Source organism: Caballeronia sp. LZ065, from assembly GCF_031450975.1.
Classification (GTDB): domain Bacteria; phylum Pseudomonadota; class Gammaproteobacteria; order Burkholderiales; family Burkholderiaceae; genus Caballeronia.
In genome coordinates, this window is the sequence record NZ_JARUXV010000005.1 from 95,295 (window position 1) to 114,131 (window position 18,837).

An 18,837-nucleotide genomic window follows, 5' to 3' on the forward strand; every position below is an offset into this window, starting at 1 on the left:
GCCGTTTTCGAAAAGGCCGGCACAGGTGCTCATGTGCGCGTACCCGGTTTTTCGACGAGAAACGAACCGATCACGAGCGCATCGAGCGGCGACGTCCAGAACGATTCGAGCGCATCGCGCGGCGTGTTGACCATCGGCTCGCCGCGCGTATTGAACGACGTGTTGACGAGCACCGGCACGCCCGTACGGGCCTTGAACGCGGCCAGCAGATCGTAGTAAAGCGCGTGCTGCGCGCGATTGACGGTCTGCACGCGCGCGGTGCCGTCGATATGCGTAACCGCCGGAATGCGCGCCTTCATCTCGGGACGCACATCGAACACGAAGAGCATGAACGGCGCGATGCGCGCATCGACGAACCAGTCGGCCGCGTGCTCCTCCATCACGACGGGCGCGACAGGGCGAAAGTCCTCGCGATCCTTGATCTCGTTCAGGCGCGCCTGCATGTCCGCATGGATCGGCGATGCGAGGATCGAGCGCGCGCCGAGCGCACGCGGCCCGAATTCGGTGCGGCCCTGATACCAGCCGATCACGCGGTTCTGCGCAAGAATGTCCGCGGTTTCATCCGCGATATTCGTGAGCCTGCGATACGGCGCGCGCGTCCATTTGAGAAACGCTTCGATCTCTTCGTCGCCGAACTCGGGGCCGAGATACGCGTGATTCATTTGCCACTTGCGGCTGCGATCGCCGGCCTTCGCACGCTCGCGATAGTCCGTCCACAACGCGGCGCCGAGCGCGGTGCCGGCGTCGCCCGCGGCGGGCTGCACCCAGACTTCTTCGAACGGTCCGCGATCGCGCAGCCGCGCGTTCATCACGCAGTTGAGCGCGACGCCGCCCGCCATCGCGAGATTCGCAAGACCTGTCTTTTCATGCAGCCACTTCGCGAGTTCCAGCGCGGTTTCTTCGAGCACCACTTGCAGCGAATGCGCGATATCGAAGTGATGCTGCGTGAGCGGGCCGCCGCGTTCGCGCGCGGGACCGAAGCGTTCGACGAGACGCGGCGCATCCACGGTATAGCTGCCATCATGGCGATACTTCACGACCTCGCGAAATTGATCGACATAGGCGGGCTTGCCGAACGACGCGAGCGCCATGACCTTGTACTCGTCCGATGAATGCAGAAAGCCGAGATAACCCGTCACGGCTTCATAAAGCAGGCCGAGCGAATGCGGCAACTCCACTTGCTTCAACCGTCGATACTCGCCGTTCACGAATTGCCCGAGACTCGTCGTGACGCCTTCGCCGCGACCGTCCATCGTGAGCACGGCGGTGTCGTCGAAGGGCGCGGCGAGAAACGCGCTCGCTTCATGACACAGATGATGATCGACGTTGTGCCATGCGAAGCGCGGCGCGCGTCCGCCGCTCGCGAAACGCTTCTTCAGATGATGCGGCGCGCCGTCGATCAACTGTCCCTTCGCATTGACGATATAGCTCAGAAATAGCGGGTCCCACGGCGATTCCGACGGATTGCTCATCGCCTGTTCGGAGGGCATCATCGGCAGCGCGATGCTCGCCTTCGCGTCCTTCGGCATGCCGGAGAAAAGATGCGGATCGTATGAATACGCGATGTGGTCGATGTCGGCCAATTCGATGCCCGCTTCCTTCAGGCAATAGTCGATGGCGTCGAAGGGAAGCTGCCATGTCGAGAACGGCACGGGCGCTTCGCATGCTTGACGTGCGTGAAGCGCTCGTCCTCGGCCGCCGCGACGACGACGCCATCCTTGACGAGCGCGGCCGCGCTGTCGTGATAAACCGCATTGATTCCCAATGTGTACATGACTAACTGGCCTTTATGGTTGTGTCGATCAGTTCCATGACGGCATCGATGACTTCTTCCACGCCGACGCCCGCGAGACACGCGTGATGCCCTTCAGGGCACACGCTGCGATAGCACCAGCGGCACGGCACGTCGTGATAAAGAACGCGATGCGGCGTCTGCCACGGCATGTGCTGCGGATTCGTGCGCGCGTAAAGATCGACGACAGGCGTGTTCAGCGCCGATGCGAGATGCACCGGTCCGCTATTGTTCGACACGAGCACGCGCGCGCGTTCGATGAGCGCCGCGAGCTCGCCGAGTTCGAGCGCGCCCGACAGATCGTGTGCATGCGGACTCGCGCCGCATGCCGCGCGGCACAGCGCGCTCTCGCTTTGCGAGCCGGTCACGAGCATCGGCCATTGCAGATGCGTGCCGAGACGTTCGATGACTTGCGCGAAGCGCTCGACCGGATATCGGCGCGACTCGGCGCTCGCCCCCGGATGCACGACGATGAACGGTGCATCAGGATCGACGCCGCATTCATGCAGCTTTTGCGAGAGCGATACCACGTCTTCGGCACGCACGTTGAAGCGCATGCGCGTATCCGTCGTGCGCGCGCCGACTCGTGCAACGAGCGCGAGTTGCCGCTCGACTTCATGATGCGTGCCGTGCTGCGGCTCGGTTTCCTGCGCCCAGTCGGTCAGCAAACCATAGGGATTCTCGCGGCGCTGCGCGAGCCGCAGCGGTATGCCCGCGAGATGGCACAGCATCGCGGCGGGCAGCGGATTCTGGCTATAGACGCTGAAGATCACGGCTGCATCGAATTGCGATGCGGCGAGGCGCGCGCGCATCGCGAGATCGGCGAGTGCGTCGATCGGCGCATCCTGCTTGACCCACGGCGCGTCGTATTCGATCACGTCGTCGATCGGATCGATGAAGGGCGCCGTCGCTTTGCCCGCGCGCGATGCGAGCAAGGTCAGATGCCGGCCCGGCTGCGCCGAGCGCAACGCGTGCAGCGCGGGCGTGGTCATCAGCACGTCGCCGAGATTGTCGAGGCGGATGCAGAGAATGCGCTTCACGTCCGCGCCCCAGTCGCGCGCTGCGCTCGCCGCGCTCTTGCGCGCATGCGCCTCGATGACTGGCGGCAGCGCCGATGGATTCACCGGATCGCGTTTCATGCGGGACACTCTGCGTTGATGATCGCAATCGCCGCGTCATGCATGCTCTTGACAATAATGTCCGGCGCGCGTCCAGCGCCTGCCAGCCATTCGGTCTCGTTGCCGTTGTCGATGAGCACGCTGCGGCATCCTGCGCGATGACCCGCTTCGACGTCGTCGAGAATGTCGCCGATGAACCAGCTTCGAGAGAGATCGATGCCATGCTCATGCGCCGCCTGCAGCAGCATGCCGGGCGCGGGCTTGCGGCAATCGCATGCGCGCGTGTACTCGGGCACGATGCCTTGCGGATGATGCGGACACCAGTACACATCCGCGAACGTCGCGCCTGCTTCCGCGGCGAGTTCATGCAGACGCGCTTCGACCGCATCGAGCGCATGCGGCGCGAACTTGCCGAGCGCCACGCCGCTTTGATTGCTGACGATGAAAAGCGGCACGTCGAACCATGCGAACAGGCGCAAAGCATCTAGCGCGCCGGGCGCGAGACGCATCTGATGCAGATCGACATTCCAGGGCACATCATCGAGCAGCGTGCCGTCCTTGTCGATGAAGACGGCGGCGCGCGACGTCGGTGTTACGTCCGTCATCGCGATCCTCCGCTTATCGCTGCGCGTGCTGCGTCCTGCAATTGCGGGCCGCTCACGCGCTCATAGACCTGCGCGAGCGCCTGCGCGACGCTCGACCACGTGAACATCGCTTGCGCGCGCGTAAGTCCCGCCGCGCCCATGCGTCGTGCGAGCGCGCTATCGCGCTTCAGCGTGGCGATCGCGTGCGCGAGCGCGGCCGGATGCTTCGGCGGCACGAGTAGACCCGTCTCGCCGTGCGCGACCGAATAGCGGATGCCGCCCACATCGGCGCCGATGACGGGCGTGCCGCACGCCATCGCTTCGAGCGGCGTGATGCCAAAGGGCTCGTACCAAGGCGTGGTCACGAACACATCGGCGGCGTTATAGAAGAGCTTCAGATCGTTTCGCCCATGACGTCCCGCGAAATGCACGTGCTCCTCGATGCCGCATTCGCGCGCGATGCCGCGCAGCCTGCCGATCTCCGGCGTCGCGATCTCGTTGGCTTCGTCGGAGTTGCCGCCGACCACATAAAGCTCGGCACTTTCGCGATGTTCCGCGTGGCACACGCCGAGCGCGCGCACAACATTGTCGATGCCCTTTCTCGGCACCATACGCCCCAATTGCAGCACGATGAAGCGATCCTGCGGCCAGCCGAGCATCTCTCTCGCGCGCGCCTTGTCGAGCGGATGAAACTCCGCGCGATCGAAGCCGCACGGCACGAGATCGATGCGCGCGGGATCGGCATCGTAGAGATTGATGAGATCGTTCTGGTCCTGCGGGCATTCGGCAATGACCGAGTCGGAGCGCTTCACGAGCTCGTCTTCGATATCGAAGCGCGCATCGGGAAAGCCGTCCGATTCCCCCTGATGCAAGCGCCGCACTCGCCCGAGCGCATGAAACGTCGTGATGAGCGGCACGCCGAGCGCGTCCTTGATGCGCAGGCCCACGAGCCCCGACATGAAGAAGTTCGCGTGCACGATGTCATGAGGTACGGCTTCGTGCTTCATGTACCCGATCATGAAGCGCGCGAACGCATCCATGTGCGGCAGAAGCTGCTCCTTCGGCAGTTGCACGGGAGGCCCGGCCGGTACGTTTATTACGCGGATGTTGTCGAAGCGCGAGACGAGCGGCAACAATGAACGATCGCAGCGCGTGAATACATCGACATTGTGACCGATGCGCACGAGCTGACGCGCGACGTTCGCGACATAGATGTTCTGTCCGCCGCTATCCACGCCGCCCGCGATGGCCAGCGGCGACGCGTGTTCACTGATCATTGCGATTTTCACGAAAGGCTCCCCGAACGGTACGGCGAAGATCTCTAATCTTCAAGGGGACAGCATTCGTCGTGCCGCTCGTTTCGTTCCTTTGGCGAAGTGAGAAACGAAGTGCGGTTCGCTGCAGAGCGAACCAAATTTTTGGCGCACGTCTGACTCCTTTCTCGTGATGAATGTTCTCGGAATTCGCCTCGAATTTCTGCTTGTCATCCCTGCGGACGTTGCGGATGAATACGACATGGCGGCTCAATGCGAAGGACGAGGGTCCACGGGGGCGCTGGCCAGCGATGGAGTCGCAGCGCCCGCCCCGAACCGACGAAAAGGCATGCAACCGGGACCCGCATGCATATGATGTCGTCCCCTATGGGTTGACGGGTGCACAGTTCAATCCGGTTGTCGGAGCGGCGCAGGTCGTTAGGGATGTGGATGCTGGCATCGCGCGACGCATGCCAAAGGCGAAATTTGACGAATCCGTGGCTCGGGAAGCCTCTGTCCGAGCAGGTCGCTTTCCCGTGTTGCCGCGTGCCCGCGCTGCAGCGTTGGCGGAGCTGCAGGCTCGCTACCTTCCGGTCGACCGCGCTCGCGTGGGGCAGGCCGAAACAGCCCTCAGCAAGCGCTAGGCCGCAAGCGTCTCGCACGAAGTTATCCGCGCAAGCTGTTCAGGAAATCGCCGAACACGCGGTGCGTCGACGCGCTCAATCCCGCGCTCACCGCCGTCTGCACCGTGCGCCGCAAGCCGAGGATCGCGACGCCGATAAGCGCCAGCGCGATCAGCTCAGCATTCGGCGTGCGCAGAAACCACGGCGCGGCGTTTGTCGAGGTCAGCGTTCGCGTGCGAGGCATACGAGCGACGCGCACGGGCTCTTCCAGCGCATGCGCCGCCACCAGTTCCGCGCGTGTTTCCGCCATCCGTGCAAGGATCATGTCTTGAGCCGCGGCATGTTTCATTGCGCCGCCTCCCTGATCGCGTCGACGTCGCGCCGCAACTCATCGCGCAGCAACTGGAAGGGCTCGGCCGGCTTGCGCGACATCATCACAATAACCGCGATTACGGCGATGGCGAGCCACACGCCCGCCACGCACCACGCTGTCAGCACTAGATGCGGTGTGCCGACCGCCGTCACGATCACGGCGATCGATACGAACGACAGCGAGAATAGCGCGCCGATCGCGAGCGCGACCATCGCGACCACTTCGTGAAGCACGCGCTTCTTCGTCTCGGCAAGCTCGATGGGAATCAGCTCGCCGTAATCGACGAGACGCGCCGTGCAGAAACGGCCGATGCTGCGCCAGCTCGAGATCTTTTTCTGGATGGTCATGGCGCGTGCTCCAGCGACGTTGAAGGGAGATGCAGCGCGGACGCGGTTGCCATAGCAGCACTCATGGGCATTCGACCGGCTCCGGTGGCGGCGATGTGCGAGGGCAACAATCATGATGCGCATCCGAAGCCCCGCGTTAGGAATTGGCATCGCCCTCCGTTTGCTTCGTCTCCGACAGATCGTCGGTCCTGACTTCGGCCTGACGCACTGACGTGCCTTCGTCGTCGGTTTCCGAAATGTCGGTTGTGAAGGTTTCGTCGCTCGTGGCGGATTCGTCTTGCGCGTCGGGCTTGTTCGGTGCGGTACTCATATCGATAACTCCTTCTAGCAACTTCGGAACAATGTCGACGCCTTCGCCTCGTGGGGACTGCCTGCTTGGCGAACTGCGTCAACGTCTCATCGGTGGACTCTTCCTTCTGCAGGGCTCTGCGGGGCGAGCATTGAAATGTCGTTGAAGCGCTCTTCGGACGGACCTCGCGATGCTTCTGAGGCCAATGGTCTGAATTCCACCATATTAGATGGCGTACTTGCGCGAATTCACCTGTACATCCGCTCCCAGCCAAGCGCTTCACTTCGCAATTTTTCTTCGACCGACGGTCACGCTGGTTCCGGTCGGCTCGCACCAACGTTTGGAGCATTGAGTGTGCCGGGTTTTTGCCGACTCAATAGACGGCGCGCTTTCATAAGCCGGTTGGCCTTAAACAACGGCGGAAGATCGCGTCGAGAGCCCGCGAAATTCAGCGCCTCCGAGAATCTATGCGCGCCCTGGTCGCCGAGAATAGCGTTGACCGACGGTTCCAGTGTGTTATCTCGCCTTGAGATACCGGGCGAGGAGGGTGGTAGCAGTGGCGCCATGCAAAAAAACTGACACTACGATCGCCGCGAGGATGACGGGCATGAGTAGGCCAACGATGCCGTTACCCGCCTTCTCCAGCGCAAATAGTAAATAGTAGAACGCTCCGACGCCGCGTAAGCCCAGCCAGGCCGACAAAACACGCTGGCGACGATGCATCGTTGAGCCAATGAGCGCGACGCCAATACTGAGCGGACGAGCGACGACGAACAAGATAGGACCGGCCAGACGATCGACCAGTGAACGAAATCGCGCCAGTGAGCCGAAACGATGCTGCCAATGATGACCATCAGGCCCAACTCGATGAAGCGCTCCACCTCGACCGAGAATCCCATCATCTTCTCGGCAATGTACGCGTGAGCCAGCTCGGGATCTTTGGACGCTTCTTCCCGTTCGCCGCGTTCTACTGAGTCGAGCACCTCGCTCGGCAGCTTCTCGCCAGTCGCCTTCAATTCCTGACGCCGAAGGGAGACGCCGGCGACAAACACCGCGATGAAGGCATAACCATCGAAGATCGACGTCGCACCATACGCCAGCGCAACGAGGCCCAGCGCGAGGAAGCCCTCGAGCCCGAGCGCGTGGTCATAATGCGTACGAAGCCAGGTCACCAGGATTACGATGCCCGTTCCCAAGGACCAGCCGATGAACACCGCGCTGACTAGCCCCCAGGCGATCGCCAGCGAAAACGTCCACGGATTCGCGCTGCCTACGCTTTCGACTCCGCACAGCGCCAATGCAACGAAGACCATCGGCGACGCAGTGCCGTCGTTCAGACCGCCTTCCGATGATAAGGCGAAGCGTAGCGGTTCATCGTCGCCCGCCTCTTCGACCCGGAGTTCGTTGGCCAGAACCGGATCGGTCGGTGCGAGAACGGAGGCCATCAACAAGGCCGGACCGACGGGGAGGTCAAGGCCCCACCGGACGGCGACGAACATAATAGCGATCGTGAGAAGCATCGCGGGGACAGCGAGTCGAACGGTCAGTCGCCAAAGCGGATCCGAAAGTTTGATGCGCAGATACATGCCGATCGCGAACAGCGAGACTACCAGTCCCGCCTCAGTCAGCATGCGCAACAGCGTGACGTCGCGTTGAGTGTCGATCGCGAGCAAATTCGCGCACGCTGGTCCAAGCAGGAACCCGACGACGAGATAGACCATAGCGCCGGTCATCGGCAATTGTTCCACGATCTTACGGCCGACCGCCATCAAGATCAGTAGGGTCCCGACTATGAGGAACCAGACGGCTTCAATGGTCAAATTGCCCCCAGTGCACGGTTCGGTGCGCGCAGTATCTCTGCGGCGATGAAAGGGCTCAGTCGGTGTGCGATAACACGGGCGGACGCTCGCACGTCAGGCCGGAAGGACTTGGCAAGTTCATGGCGCCGCGAGCGTATCGGGCTCAGGCAGATTTCGGCAGACCGCTTAGATGATCGGCTTGCCGCCCGTCACCGCGACGGTCGCGCCCGAAATGTAGCTGGCCTCGTCCGACGCGAGCATCACATAGGCGGCGGCGAGTTCGGCGGGCTGGCCAGCGCGCTTCATGGGCACCTGCGAGCCGAAGTTCTTGATCTTTTCCGGCGGCATCGTCGACGGAATGAGCGGCGTCCAGATCGGGCCCGGTGCGACGCAGTTCGCCCGGATGCCACGCTCGGCCAGCAGTTGCGCAAGTCCGCCCGTGAAGTTCTGGATCGCGCCCTTTGTGCTTGCGTATGCGATCAGGCCCGGATTCGGATTGTCGGCGTTCACGGACGTCGTATTGACGATCGCCCCGCCTGCGTTCATGTGTGCGAGCGCCGCCTTGGTGATGCGGAACATCGCGCCAATATTCGTCGAATAGGTCTTGTCCCATTCGTCGTCGCTGATATCCTCAAGGCGGTCGTAAGTCATTTGATACGCCGCGTTGTTCACGAGCACGTCGATGCGCCCGAATGCTTCCACCGTCTTTTCGACAAGAGTCTTGCAATGCTGGCGATCGGTGATGTCGCCTGGCAGGAGCAGCGCCTTGCGCCCGGCCTCTTCGACCCAGCGCGCGGTTTCCTTCGCGTCGTCGTGTTCGTCCAGATAAGCAATGGCGACATCCGCGCCTTCACGCGCATAGGCGATCGCGACCGCGCGCCCGATGCCGCTGTCGGCGCCCGTGATCAGCGCCGCTTTTCCGGTCAGCTTGCCGCTACCCTTGTAGGTCCGCTCGCCGTGGTCGGGCTTGGGATCCATCGGTTCGGTCAGACCGGGGATTCGGCTTTGCTGCTGCTCGGCAAAAGGTGGGGTCGGATAGGCATCGGCGTTCATGGATGTTCTCACTGAGAGAGTCGGGGCTTGGCCTCGTCCAGCAAGCACTAGGCCCGGATCGGGGACAGCCCAAGCGACGGGACTTTGATTACCCTTCGTCCCGTCATTTCAGCGAGAGCTGTCAGTGGTCGCTGGCAACGTATAGGCAATGACATAGTCGCCGAGCTTGGTCAGGAACGATCCATGTCCGCCCGCCGCGATAACAACGTATTGCTTGCCATGCGCCTCATACGTCATCGGCGTCGCCTGTCCGCCGGCGGGCAACCGCGCCTGCCAAAGCTTCTCGCCCGTATCGGTGCTGAATGCGCGCAGATAGTCGTCCGCCGTCGCACCGATGAAGAACACATGGCCCGCCGTCGTCACCGGTCCGCCGAGCATCGGCATGCCCATCTTGAACGGAAGCGGAATCGGCGATGAATCGCGCGTCGTGCCGATGCGCTTCTTCCAGATCACCTTGTTTGTATTCAGATCGAGCGCGGCCACATACCCCCAAGCCGGCTGCTTACACGGTAGGCGCACAGGCGAAAGAAACGGGTTCAGCTCCACGCCGTACGGCGTGCCGTACTGCGGCTGGATGCCAACCTCAGTGCCGGTGCCGCCCTGTCCCGCATGCGTCGGCTCGATCGGATTACCCGGCCCGCGCGGGATGAGCCTCGAGACGAATGGCAGCGCGATCGGATTGGCGATGGCTAGGCGCCGGTCGGTGTCGACGGCGAGGCCGCCCCATTCGAACATGCCGAGATTGCCTGGGAAGACAAGCGTGCCCTGCTCAGAAGGCGGCGTGAACGGTCCTTCATAGCGTAGCCGGTGAAAGATGACGCGGCACATCAACTGGTCGTACATCGTCGCGCCCCACATGTCGGCGCCAATCAAGTTTTTTTGCGGGCGGAACGTAAGCTGCGAGAAAGGCTGCGTCGGCGACACGCGATCGCCCCTGGCCGCGCCCTGCGGCACGGGCTGCTCCGGCGCGGGCACGATGAGCTTGCCGTTGCGCCGGTCCAGCACGAAGATGTTGCCGGTCTTTGCAGGCACATAGATCGCCGGCACGATGTTGCCGCTCCGGTCGCGGATATCGGCGAGCGTCGGCTGCGCGGGCACGTCCATGTCCCACAGGTCGTGGTGCACGGTCTGATAGAACCACGCGAGCTTGCCCGTCGATGCATTGAGCGCGAGCAGGCCGCTTGCATAGCGCTCAAGATTGGGCATGCGGTCGCCGCCCCAGATGTCGGGCGTCTTCACGCCCATCGGCAGGTAGACCAGATCGAGCTTTGGATCATAGGCCGCGGGTGCCCACGAGTTTGGGGAATTCGGCGTATAGCTGCGCTGATCGGCGGGAATCGCGTTGGGATCGGCCGCGCCCGTATCGAAGGCCCACAGCAGTTTGCCGGTGTCCACGTCGAAACCGCGTATCACGCCGGAAGGCTCGTGATTGCTGAAGTTGTCGGTGACCGCGCCCGCGACCACGATCACCTTCGCGGTGACGACCGGCGGCGATGTCGGCTCGTATTGACCCGGCGCCGTGACCGGCTGCAGATGTTGCAGGTCGAGCATGCCGTTCGCGCCGAAGGTGGGGCAGCGTTTGCCCGTGGCGGCGTCGAGCTCGAACAGGCGGGCGTCGTTCACGGGCAGGAGGACGCGGCGCGCGCACAGCGGCAGATTCGCGACATTGCCGGCGTTGCGCGCGTGGGTTGCGGCGGGCGTCTCGAAGTAGGAGAGGCCGCGGCAGGTCACATGCTGGAAGCTTGGGTCAGGCTTGAGCTCCGGATTGAAGCGCCACCGTTCTTGGCCGGTCGCGCCATCCAGCGCGATCGCGTTCTGATGCGGTGTGCAGAAGAAGAGCGTGCCGTCGACGGCAAGCGGCGTCACTTCATCGGTGATTTCGAGCGGATCGTTCGGGCCTTTCATATCGCCGGTGCGAAAGCGCCATGCTTCCTTCAGCTCGTGCACGTTCTTGTCGTTGATCTGCGCGAGCGGGGAATAGCGCGTGCCCGCCTGCGTGTTTCCATAGGCGAGCCAGTCGCCCGGACGCGCAACGGAAGCTGCCGGCGCCGTCGTGGACGGCGATGCGGCCGCCTGGACGGTGCCATTGATCTGCTGCGGATCGTTGAACCACGCATAGGCCAACGCGATGCAGCACAGCACGACCGTCACCCCGATTGCGATAAGACCGCCCCGCGGGGGCGCTGCCGCGGGTGCTGCATACGAGCGCCAGACGAACGGCAGAACCATCCAGATGCCGACGACGATCAGGACGTCCAGCCGCGGAACGAGCGCCCAGAAATCAGACCCGGACTCGGCGAGCGCCCATATCAGCGTGCCGAGCAGCAGCAGCGCGTAAAGCCAGAACGCACGGCGATCGTTGCGCCCGACGAGGAGGGCGATCGCCAGCATCATGATGCCGGCAATGACGTAATACGGCGAACCGCCGATGGCCACGAGCCACCCGCCGCCGATAATCATGTAAGCACCCGACAGCACGGAGAAAGCGAAGGTGATCCACTTCGCCACAGGAAACGGGGCGTGCGGCCGTGCGTGAGGCGGCAAAGATGAACTGTTCATTCGGTAACCCATAAGTGCGGACGCCGACTGCAGGCGTGCCGCCGGCTAAAGAGACCGGGATGGCCAAAATTTGACTCAGTCTTCTTCTTGGCCGACTGCCTTCGAGACTTCGGCGGGGGTCTGAAACTGCCCCTCAGGCAGCCCATCAAGCGCCGAAAGGACATCGTCGCTTGCGCTATTGCTGCGCGCCATTTCGACGAGTGTCTGTTTGTCCGCGGGATAGTCAACGCCCTTCAATGCCTTCTGCATCTCGATAAACGCACTGTTGGAGCCGCTCGGGGATGTTCCGCTTCCGCTTGCCATGGTCTTCGCTCCCCGAAGAAAGATCGACGCACGAGTTGCCAAAGCAGTCGTTGTGCCCGTCGGTTAGAAGTCCTCGTTAGCGGGTCCCCAGGATCGACCAAACATCTCTGTTGCCTGCAAGGTGCTCGAGCGCAGCCTTCGCATGAACGGCTCGCACGCCAACTGTAGATTGCGGCACGCGCGCCGATGGACTCGGGGGCAACGGGACAGCTACATCCGGCCCGCCTTTCCGACGCCCTAGATGGGCACCATTCGGCGGGTCGACCGTCGGATTGGAAGCTGTGCGTGAGGGCCATAGCACCTTTGCGTCCCGCTTGGAAAAAGCCACAGCCCGCGCTGATAGAGATTTCGGTGACCGTGGTCACGCAAGAGGAAGTCGATCTGCACTGGTGTCTACGAGCGGATGTTGGCTAAAAAGCACGGCGTCGTGCCGCCGATCCAGTGACGCATAGTCCCGCAATCGCGCCGCGGCAGGCGTTTGGATAAACTACCGAATTAGTGCCGGGTTGGCGTGAGGTGCTCGATCAATCTCAGGAGCAAACTTAGGCAATTTGCCTTTTCGGCAATAGGCAGCGATCTGAGCGGCCTGCTCCCGTTCCTGCACTCGCGCGCGGCGAGCGACGTGTGCGCGCTGATCGGAACATTGATGAAACGTGGCGATGGGTCCAATTGGCCGCGTTTCCGGCAAGCGCTTCGCGATCTCGATGCGCAGATTCGGCAGATACGTGAGCGTGGGATCCCGACGGCTTTCTTGGAACGACGGTTGAACGTGCGTTCGCTTACCGCAAGCGCGGCTGCCAGATCGCTCAACCGGAACCCTTGCTGCAGCGTGGCCTCCATCTGCTGCTGGGCGGTGCGACGAGCTTGTCGGTCTGCCCATGTTGTCGACAAGGGTGGCAAAAGACGTTGGCAAGTCCGGTTCATGTCGATCAACAGCGCCTTTGCGGTCGTCGTGGCGAGTCTTTCGCCCGCACATGTTTCCACGAGCCGCACCGCGAGATTCAGGTACGACGTCACGGAATCGCCTGAGATGATGCCGTCTTGTTCGATCAGCAGTTCGCGGGCGCGGACTTCGACCTGCGGATAACGGCGTGCAAAGTCCGACGCTCTCGCCCAGCGCGTCGTTGCGGCACGGCCATCCAGCAGGCCGGCCTCGGCGAGCAGGTAGTTGGCCGTGCAACAAACCGCCAGAATGGCGCTTGCGTTGGCGCCGCAACGTGGACGACAGTTCGTTCAACTGCTCGCGGCGCCCGATGAACTCGTCGATGTTGGAGAGAAACGGTGCTGTCAGTAAAACGGCGTCCGCCAGTTTGCGCGGGTCGATCTCTCCATCGACGTCGATGGTCTGAGGCGACGCAGCCGTCACGGCACGGCCGCCAGCGGCGCGAGAGCCGCTATTCGTTTTGGTTTGCCTTGAGCAGTCGGCAGACGTCGCCCTATAGCGCGCAGTTCCCCTGATAGGCCGGCTGGCTAAAAAGCCCGACCGACCGGACGCCGTGGCGTTGAATTGCCGCAGCCGTCCACCGGCCGCCTTGACGATGAGGGCGTTCAAAACCGATGGTAACAGTACGCCTACCGACGGCGGTAAACCCGCTTTCTATCGTCAGTCATGACGCGAACAATGATCGCAACGGTGACCAGCGATAGCATCTTCGAGAGCCCGTGCGAAGCGAAGCATTTCGCGATCGAATACGGGATAGAACAAATCGAAGGACAGAAAGCGCTTAGCTCTAAGGTAGCGCGTGCAGGCGAGAGCTAGGGCGGCATCCGTTTCCCGGATGAGGCTTAACTGAAATTAGGCACCGATCTAACGTTTCATGGATATGGCTGTCTTGCGGTGATTAGTTCGTCTTTGCTGCGGTTTTTCGCCCCGTTTTGTTTAGCGTCCCGATCAAAAAGCGTCTCGATTTTTTCGCTCGGCTAGTCCGCTATTGATGCGCCCGTGTACGGCCGCCTATAGCACGCGCCATTGCCCTATGTCGCTGCCGCCGCGAGCCAGCAGCATTTCACCATGAGCGACGCGTCGTCCTAGTGCAGTACGGCTCACTTCACGTCGTGGCTCATTCGATCCACGACGAGCTGCCCACAGGCGACCAGAATGCTCGACACCACCGGAACCATGTGACGCGGTACGCACCATTCGTCCGCGGTCGTGTCTTGCATCAATTGTTCGGCAAACAAGTGAAAGACTTCAGAGCACGACACTTCCGGGTACAGGTCAATTTCGCCATGCTCGCGATGCACGCAGGCAAAGTGTTGCACGCAGCGACTGAGCGCTGCGCCGGCCAGTTGTGAGGCTCGATCGTCCTTAGCAGACAGACTTCCCTGCATCTCATGTACCGTTGTCCACAGCACCTCGGCTAATCGTTCTGGGATTCCGAGGTACACATATCCCGCACTTCCGCTCTCCATCTTTCGCTCTCCGGAACATGAACCATCAGGTAAGCGCTACGTCCTTGCAATCGACATGCCCCGCAGACGCGCTGTTCTCTTCAGTCCGCATCGCCATTCAGTGATCCTGATGTCGAAGATCGCTGTAATTGAACTGCGCCGAGTGCCATGCGCCGAAGCATCATCGCTTTGTCTTCGACCAGCACGTAATGATATTCGCGTAGTACGAACAGGCGCCTCAGTGCTATCTCGCGTTCCCGACTGTCGAGCTTCATGACCTCAACGTCCCCGAGCTGTCGTCGGATGCGCTCGGCCAACACCGCAATCTCGGCCGATACTCGCCTCACGTGCTGATCATCGTCATATATGTTCATGGCCGCATCCTTAGTCGTTCAGCTTCGCGCGTTTGCGAGTTGAGGTCGAGAAAAGCGCAACGCACGTGCCCCGCACGGAGGAACGCGGCATGCTTCGCTGCTGCATCACTTGGGCGGGAACATCATGGTCAAGTCGAAAGAGTAGAACGCTTCACCCCGTGCCGCTGCCGCCGAGGATGTTCGAAAGGGGCAGGTAACGGAAAAGATCTCGCGTGACGTCTTTCGTCAGCGGTTCAGGGCACGTTTCTACGATCCCGTCTTTCGCATCGAAGACGAATCGATCGAGCGGCTCGAGGTAATCGCGTGGGACGCCTATGTGGAGGGTCGTAAATCGCCCATCACCGAGAAGGCGGGTCCGGGCTTCAAAGATCCCGACTACGACCTCTCGGTGGAGTGGCGCGAGGCCAGCGATAGAATCGCGGCCGCGCAGGCAAGACAGCGCGATGCCGCCACTCCATCTCGCGTGTTGATCGTCGTAGGCTCGTCGCGCAACGATTTCACATGTCCCGGCGAGATGTCCAAGAGCTTCCGGCTGGGGCAACGTGCTGAGGCCGCGCTACACCGCGCCTCTGTCGAAGTCGACATGCTTGACCTTTCGCGTCTGAACTCCGAGCACGACCTGCACATCCATCCGTGCAAAGGCTGTGTTTCGACCGCGATGCCGCTGTGCCACTGGCCGTGCAGTTGGTATCCAAATCATTCCCTCGGGCTTGTCAACGATTGGATGAACGAGATCTACGAGCGAATCGCTGCGTGCCACGGCTTGCTAATTGTTACGCCGGTTTATTGGTACCAGGTAAGCAGCCCGATCAAGCTAATGATGGATCGACTCGTGTGCGCCGACGGAGGCAATCCCGATCCGAGCTCGACGCACGGCAAGACGCCAGCGGAAGCCAAGAAACTCGAACTCGACGGTTGGGACTATCCAAAGCATTTAGCGGGTCGCGCCTATGGACTTGTTGTTCACGGCGACGTCGCGGGTATCGAGGGATCGCGACGCTCGCTGACGGACTGGCTCAACTGGATGGGTTTCGTCGAATCGGGCGCACTCTCTCGTCTGGATCGGTTCATCGGGTACTACGAGCCGTATGCGACGAGTCACCAATCACTCGACGCCGACACATGCGTGCAAGCGGAAGTGGACAACGTCGCTTTCGCGTTGGCTGCGAAAGTCGCGCAGATACGCAGAGGAGAATTCGAGCCTGATGCGCATCTTGAAAGCCGAGGTCCAAGTAGATTCGAACTGAGAACTCAGGCAGGCAGGCGGGTCCAGACGCGGGCGTAGCGCTTGCTCGAAGCGCACCATGTCCACACCGAGCAAAGGAGCACGCGATGAAAGCGGTCGTTTTTCACTCAGTCGGCAACATCTCGCTCGACACCGTTCCCGACCCGACGATTCAGCACGATCAGGACGCCGTGGTTCGTCTGACAGCCAGCGCGGTTTGCGGAACGGACCTGCATATGGTGCGCGGAACGTTGCCCGGCATGAAACCCGGCACGATTCTCGGTCATGAAGGGGTAGGCGTTATCGAGGAAATCGGCAAAGGTGTGCGCAACTTTAAACGCGGCGACCGCGTGCTGATTCCGTCGACGATTTCATGCGGCTTTTGTTCCTACTGCCGCAAGGGCTACACGGCGCAATGCGATGAAGCGAACCCGAACGGTGCAGCGGCAGGCACGGCGTTTTTCGGCGGTCCGCAATCGACCGGTCCAATCAATGGTTTGCAGGCGCAATACGCGCGCACGCCGCTTGCGAACGCGAGTCTCATCAAGCTGCCGGAGGATGTCGACGATGAGCGGGCGATTCTCATGTCAGACATTTTCCCGACCGGATATTTCGGCGCGCAACTCGCCGAAGTGACGAAAGGCGATACGGTCGCCGTGTTCGGCGGGGGGCCCGTCGGCCAGTTCGCGGTGGCGAGCGCATTCATGCTAGGCGCGGGGCGAGTGATTGTCGTCGACAGGTTGAAGGACAGGCTCGATATGGGGCGTGCACAAGGCGCGGAAGCTGTGAATTTCGACGAAGAAGATCCGGTGCAGGCGATCGTCGCGCTGACGGGCGGAGTCGGTGTCGATCGCGCCATCGACGCCGTCGGAGTCGATGCGGTGCACGCGCAGCAGGGCCCGGCCGCGTCGGCTGACAACGTCACGCAGGGTGAATCGGAAAGCCGCGCCGTCACGCCCGAACGCAATGTGTCCGCCGGAAACTGGATTCCCGGCGACGCGCCCACACAAGCGCTCGACTGGAGCATAGCTGCGCTGGCGAAAGCGGGCACGCTTGGCATCATCGGTGTCTATCCGCCGACCGATCGCTTCTTTCCGATCGGCGTGGCGATGAACAAAAACGTAACGATCAAGATGGGTAATTGCAACCACCGCGCCGTGACGCCCGCGTTGATTGAGCGTGTGCGTAACGGTTCTTTCGATCCGCTGCGCGTGCTGACCACCCGCGAGCCGCTGATGCACGTCGTCGACGCGTATAAGGCCTTCGACAAGCGCCAGCCTGGTTGGATCAAGGTTGCCCTGGAACCGGTGGCGTGAAGCGTCTTTTTTCGTAAGGCCCGACATGGCTGAGGTGTCTCTGCTGGCGCTCGATCATTACACGTGCCTTGATGAAACGCTTTCCCACGGCCCGATAATTGCTACACGCTTTTCGTTTGACTTCAATGCTTTCAGCCAGCGGAGAGTGCGATGTTACGCACCTTGAAAAGAGTCGCGCGCCTGGACGCGGCGCGGCGCGTCGCCAACGCATGATCGGACATGGCGACGAAGCAACCCGGCGTCGAGCCGGATCAGACGCCCGAATCGCTCGATGAGTGCCGGCGCTGCGCGCTCTGGAAAGATGCGACGCAGGCCGTGCCGGGCGCGGGGCCGCGTCATGCGCCGATGATGATCGTCGGCGAGCAGCCCGGCGATCAGGAAGACCTGCAGGGCGAGCCCTTCGTCGGTCCCGCTGGCGCGATGCTCGATCGCGCGCTGGTCGAGGCCGGCGTCGCGCGCCAGGAGGTGTATGTCACCAATGCGGTGAAGCACTTCAAGTGGGAGTCGCGCGGCAAGCGGCGCATGCACAAGACGCCCGCGCAGCGCGAGATCGATGCGTGTCGCTATTGGCTCGAGCAGGAGACCGGCGATGGCGGGCCGAAGGTTATCGTCGCGCTCGGCGCGACCGCGCTCAAGTCCGTGCTGCGCAACTCGAAGGCGACGCTGCAGGCCACGATGGGTCATGCGGTCGAGCATGAAGGCCACGCGATCGTCGCGACCTACCACCCTTCCTTCGCGTTGCGCGCACCGGACTCCGAAACGCGCGAACGGATCTACAAGGCGATCGTCGATGCGTTGCGCGAGGCGCATCGGCTCGTTTCGCGTCATCACAAAGCGCGTTGAGGAAAAGCAAGCAATGGCAACGAGCACCCGAGCTACGAAGAGCGCGTCACGCAAGACACGCGGCGGCAAGCATGCGAGCACGCGGCGACGGCACACGCTTGCGAGTGACCGCAAGAAGGCGAGCCAATCGACGCCGAAGCGTTGGTCGCATCATGTGATGGAAACGAGCGATGCGATGGATATCGAGCGCGATATCGGCCGGCAGTGCATAGGAAATCGCGGATTCGCTCAAGCGCTCGTCGACGCGCAGCACGCGCCGCAAGGGCTCTCCGTTTCAATCGGCGATGTCGATGCTGAACTTCAATATCAATCGCGCGGGACGCGATCTGCCGAAGTCGCGCAAGAGCACGTCGGAGCGCGCGAAGAAGCGCTTGCGCGAGGCGTTCGGACGCAAGCCTGAATGCGAATCGCGCACGGCCTCACGAAAGGGAGACCGCGCGCGTTGCTTACTCCCACTTTTCAAACTGATCAAGGCGGACGCTGGCCGCCCTCATGCTGTGGCAGCCGCTGATTCTCCTGTCGCTGGCCGGTCTGCTGGCCTTGTTGTTGCGATTGCCCCGGTGACCTTTCTCGTTGGCCGTGCTCCAGCGTACAG

The 18,837-nt window shown here is 62.1% G+C and carries 15 protein-coding genes and 2 pseudogenes; 4 read left to right on the top strand and 13 right to left on the bottom strand.

Features of this window, described 5'->3' with window-relative positions; translation table 11 throughout:
- Window positions 1-29: 29 nt before the first annotated feature.
- The 13 genes and pseudogenes from QCE63_RS34190 to QCE63_RS34250 form a co-directional block, all read right to left on the bottom strand.
- Window positions 30-1,774, bottom strand: a pseudogene (locus tag QCE63_RS34190) (carbamoyltransferase).
- Window positions 1,775-1,776: 2 nt separating this feature from the next.
- Entirely contained in the window at window positions 1,777-2,931 is a 1,155-nt protein-coding gene (locus tag QCE63_RS34195; protein WP_309839537.1) for a glycosyltransferase family 9 protein, read from the bottom strand.
- Window positions 2,928-3,515 (bottom strand): HAD family hydrolase, encoded by a 588-nt coding sequence (locus QCE63_RS34200; RefSeq protein ID WP_309839539.1) that lies wholly within the window; start codon window positions 3,513-3,515, stop codon window positions 2,928-2,930. The genes QCE63_RS34195 and QCE63_RS34200 overlap by 4 nt, the downstream gene beginning before the upstream one ends.
- Window positions 3,512-4,783 (bottom strand): glycosyltransferase family 1 protein, encoded by a 1,272-nt coding sequence (locus QCE63_RS34205; protein WP_309839541.1) that lies wholly within the window; start codon window positions 4,781-4,783, stop codon window positions 3,512-3,514. Before QCE63_RS34205 ends, QCE63_RS34200 begins: the two co-directional genes overlap by 4 nt.
- Before the next feature lie 630 nt (window positions 4,784-5,413).
- Entirely contained in the window at window positions 5,414-5,719 is a 306-nt protein-coding gene (locus QCE63_RS34210; RefSeq protein ID WP_309839543.1) for a hypothetical protein, read from the bottom strand.
- Entirely contained in the window at window positions 5,716-6,090 is a 375-nt protein-coding gene (locus QCE63_RS34215; RefSeq protein ID WP_309839545.1) for a phage holin family protein, read from the bottom strand. Before QCE63_RS34215 ends, QCE63_RS34210 begins: the two co-directional genes overlap by 4 nt.
- A gap of 136 nt (window positions 6,091-6,226) precedes the next feature.
- Window positions 6,227-6,400 (bottom strand): hypothetical protein, encoded by a 174-nt coding sequence (locus QCE63_RS34220; RefSeq protein WP_309839547.1) that lies wholly within the window; start codon window positions 6,398-6,400, stop codon window positions 6,227-6,229.
- A gap of 560 nt (window positions 6,401-6,960) precedes the next feature.
- Window positions 6,961-8,199, bottom strand: coding sequence for a cation:proton antiporter (locus QCE63_RS34225; protein ID WP_309839550.1), 1,239 nt, complete (start codon window positions 8,197-8,199; stop codon window positions 6,961-6,963).
- A gap of 165 nt (window positions 8,200-8,364) precedes the next feature.
- Window positions 8,365-9,231, bottom strand: a complete 867-nt coding sequence (locus tag QCE63_RS34230) for an SDR family oxidoreductase (protein ID WP_309839552.1) — start codon at window positions 9,229-9,231, stop codon at window positions 8,365-8,367.
- Window positions 9,232-9,339: 108 nt separating this feature from the next.
- The gene (locus QCE63_RS34235) at window positions 9,340-11,790 is read right to left on the bottom strand and encodes a glucose/quinate/shikimate family membrane-bound PQQ-dependent dehydrogenase (protein WP_309839554.1); all 2,451 of its coding nucleotides are present in this window, start codon (window positions 11,788-11,790) and stop codon (window positions 9,340-9,342) included.
- A 75-nt stretch (window positions 11,791-11,865) separates the two neighbouring features.
- Window positions 11,866-12,093, bottom strand: a complete 228-nt coding sequence (locus QCE63_RS34240) for a DUF2795 domain-containing protein (RefSeq protein ID WP_309839556.1) — start codon at window positions 12,091-12,093, stop codon at window positions 11,866-11,868.
- 2,043 nt (window positions 12,094-14,136) lie between these two features.
- Window positions 14,137-14,505 (bottom strand): hypothetical protein, encoded by a 369-nt coding sequence (locus tag QCE63_RS34245; RefSeq protein WP_309839558.1) that lies wholly within the window; start codon window positions 14,503-14,505, stop codon window positions 14,137-14,139.
- 80 nt (window positions 14,506-14,585) lie between these two features.
- Entirely contained in the window at window positions 14,586-14,858 is a 273-nt protein-coding gene (locus tag QCE63_RS34250; protein WP_309839560.1) for a hypothetical protein, read from the bottom strand.
- 205 nt (window positions 14,859-15,063) lie between these two features.
- On the opposite strand from QCE63_RS34250, the gene QCE63_RS34255 reads away from it, so the two are divergent.
- The 4 genes and pseudogenes from QCE63_RS34255 to QCE63_RS34270 all read left to right on the top strand — a co-directional run.
- Window positions 15,064-16,143: a flavodoxin family protein gene (locus tag QCE63_RS34255; protein ID WP_309839755.1), complete on the top strand. Its 1,080-nt coding sequence runs from the start codon at window positions 15,064-15,066 to the stop codon at window positions 16,141-16,143.
- 47 nt (window positions 16,144-16,190) lie between these two features.
- On the top strand, window positions 16,191-17,399 hold the full coding sequence (locus tag QCE63_RS34260; RefSeq protein WP_309839562.1) for a zinc-dependent alcohol dehydrogenase: 1,209 nt from the start codon (window positions 16,191-16,193) through the stop codon (window positions 17,397-17,399).
- 219 nt (window positions 17,400-17,618) lie between these two features.
- Window positions 17,619-18,242, top strand: a complete 624-nt coding sequence (locus tag QCE63_RS34265) for a UdgX family uracil-DNA binding protein (protein ID WP_309839564.1) — start codon at window positions 17,619-17,621, stop codon at window positions 18,240-18,242.
- 13 nt (window positions 18,243-18,255) lie between these two features.
- Window positions 18,256-18,640 (top strand): annotated as a pseudogene (locus QCE63_RS34270) (DUF3175 domain-containing protein); the annotation flags it as partial.
- Window positions 18,641-18,837 lie beyond the last annotated feature (197 nt).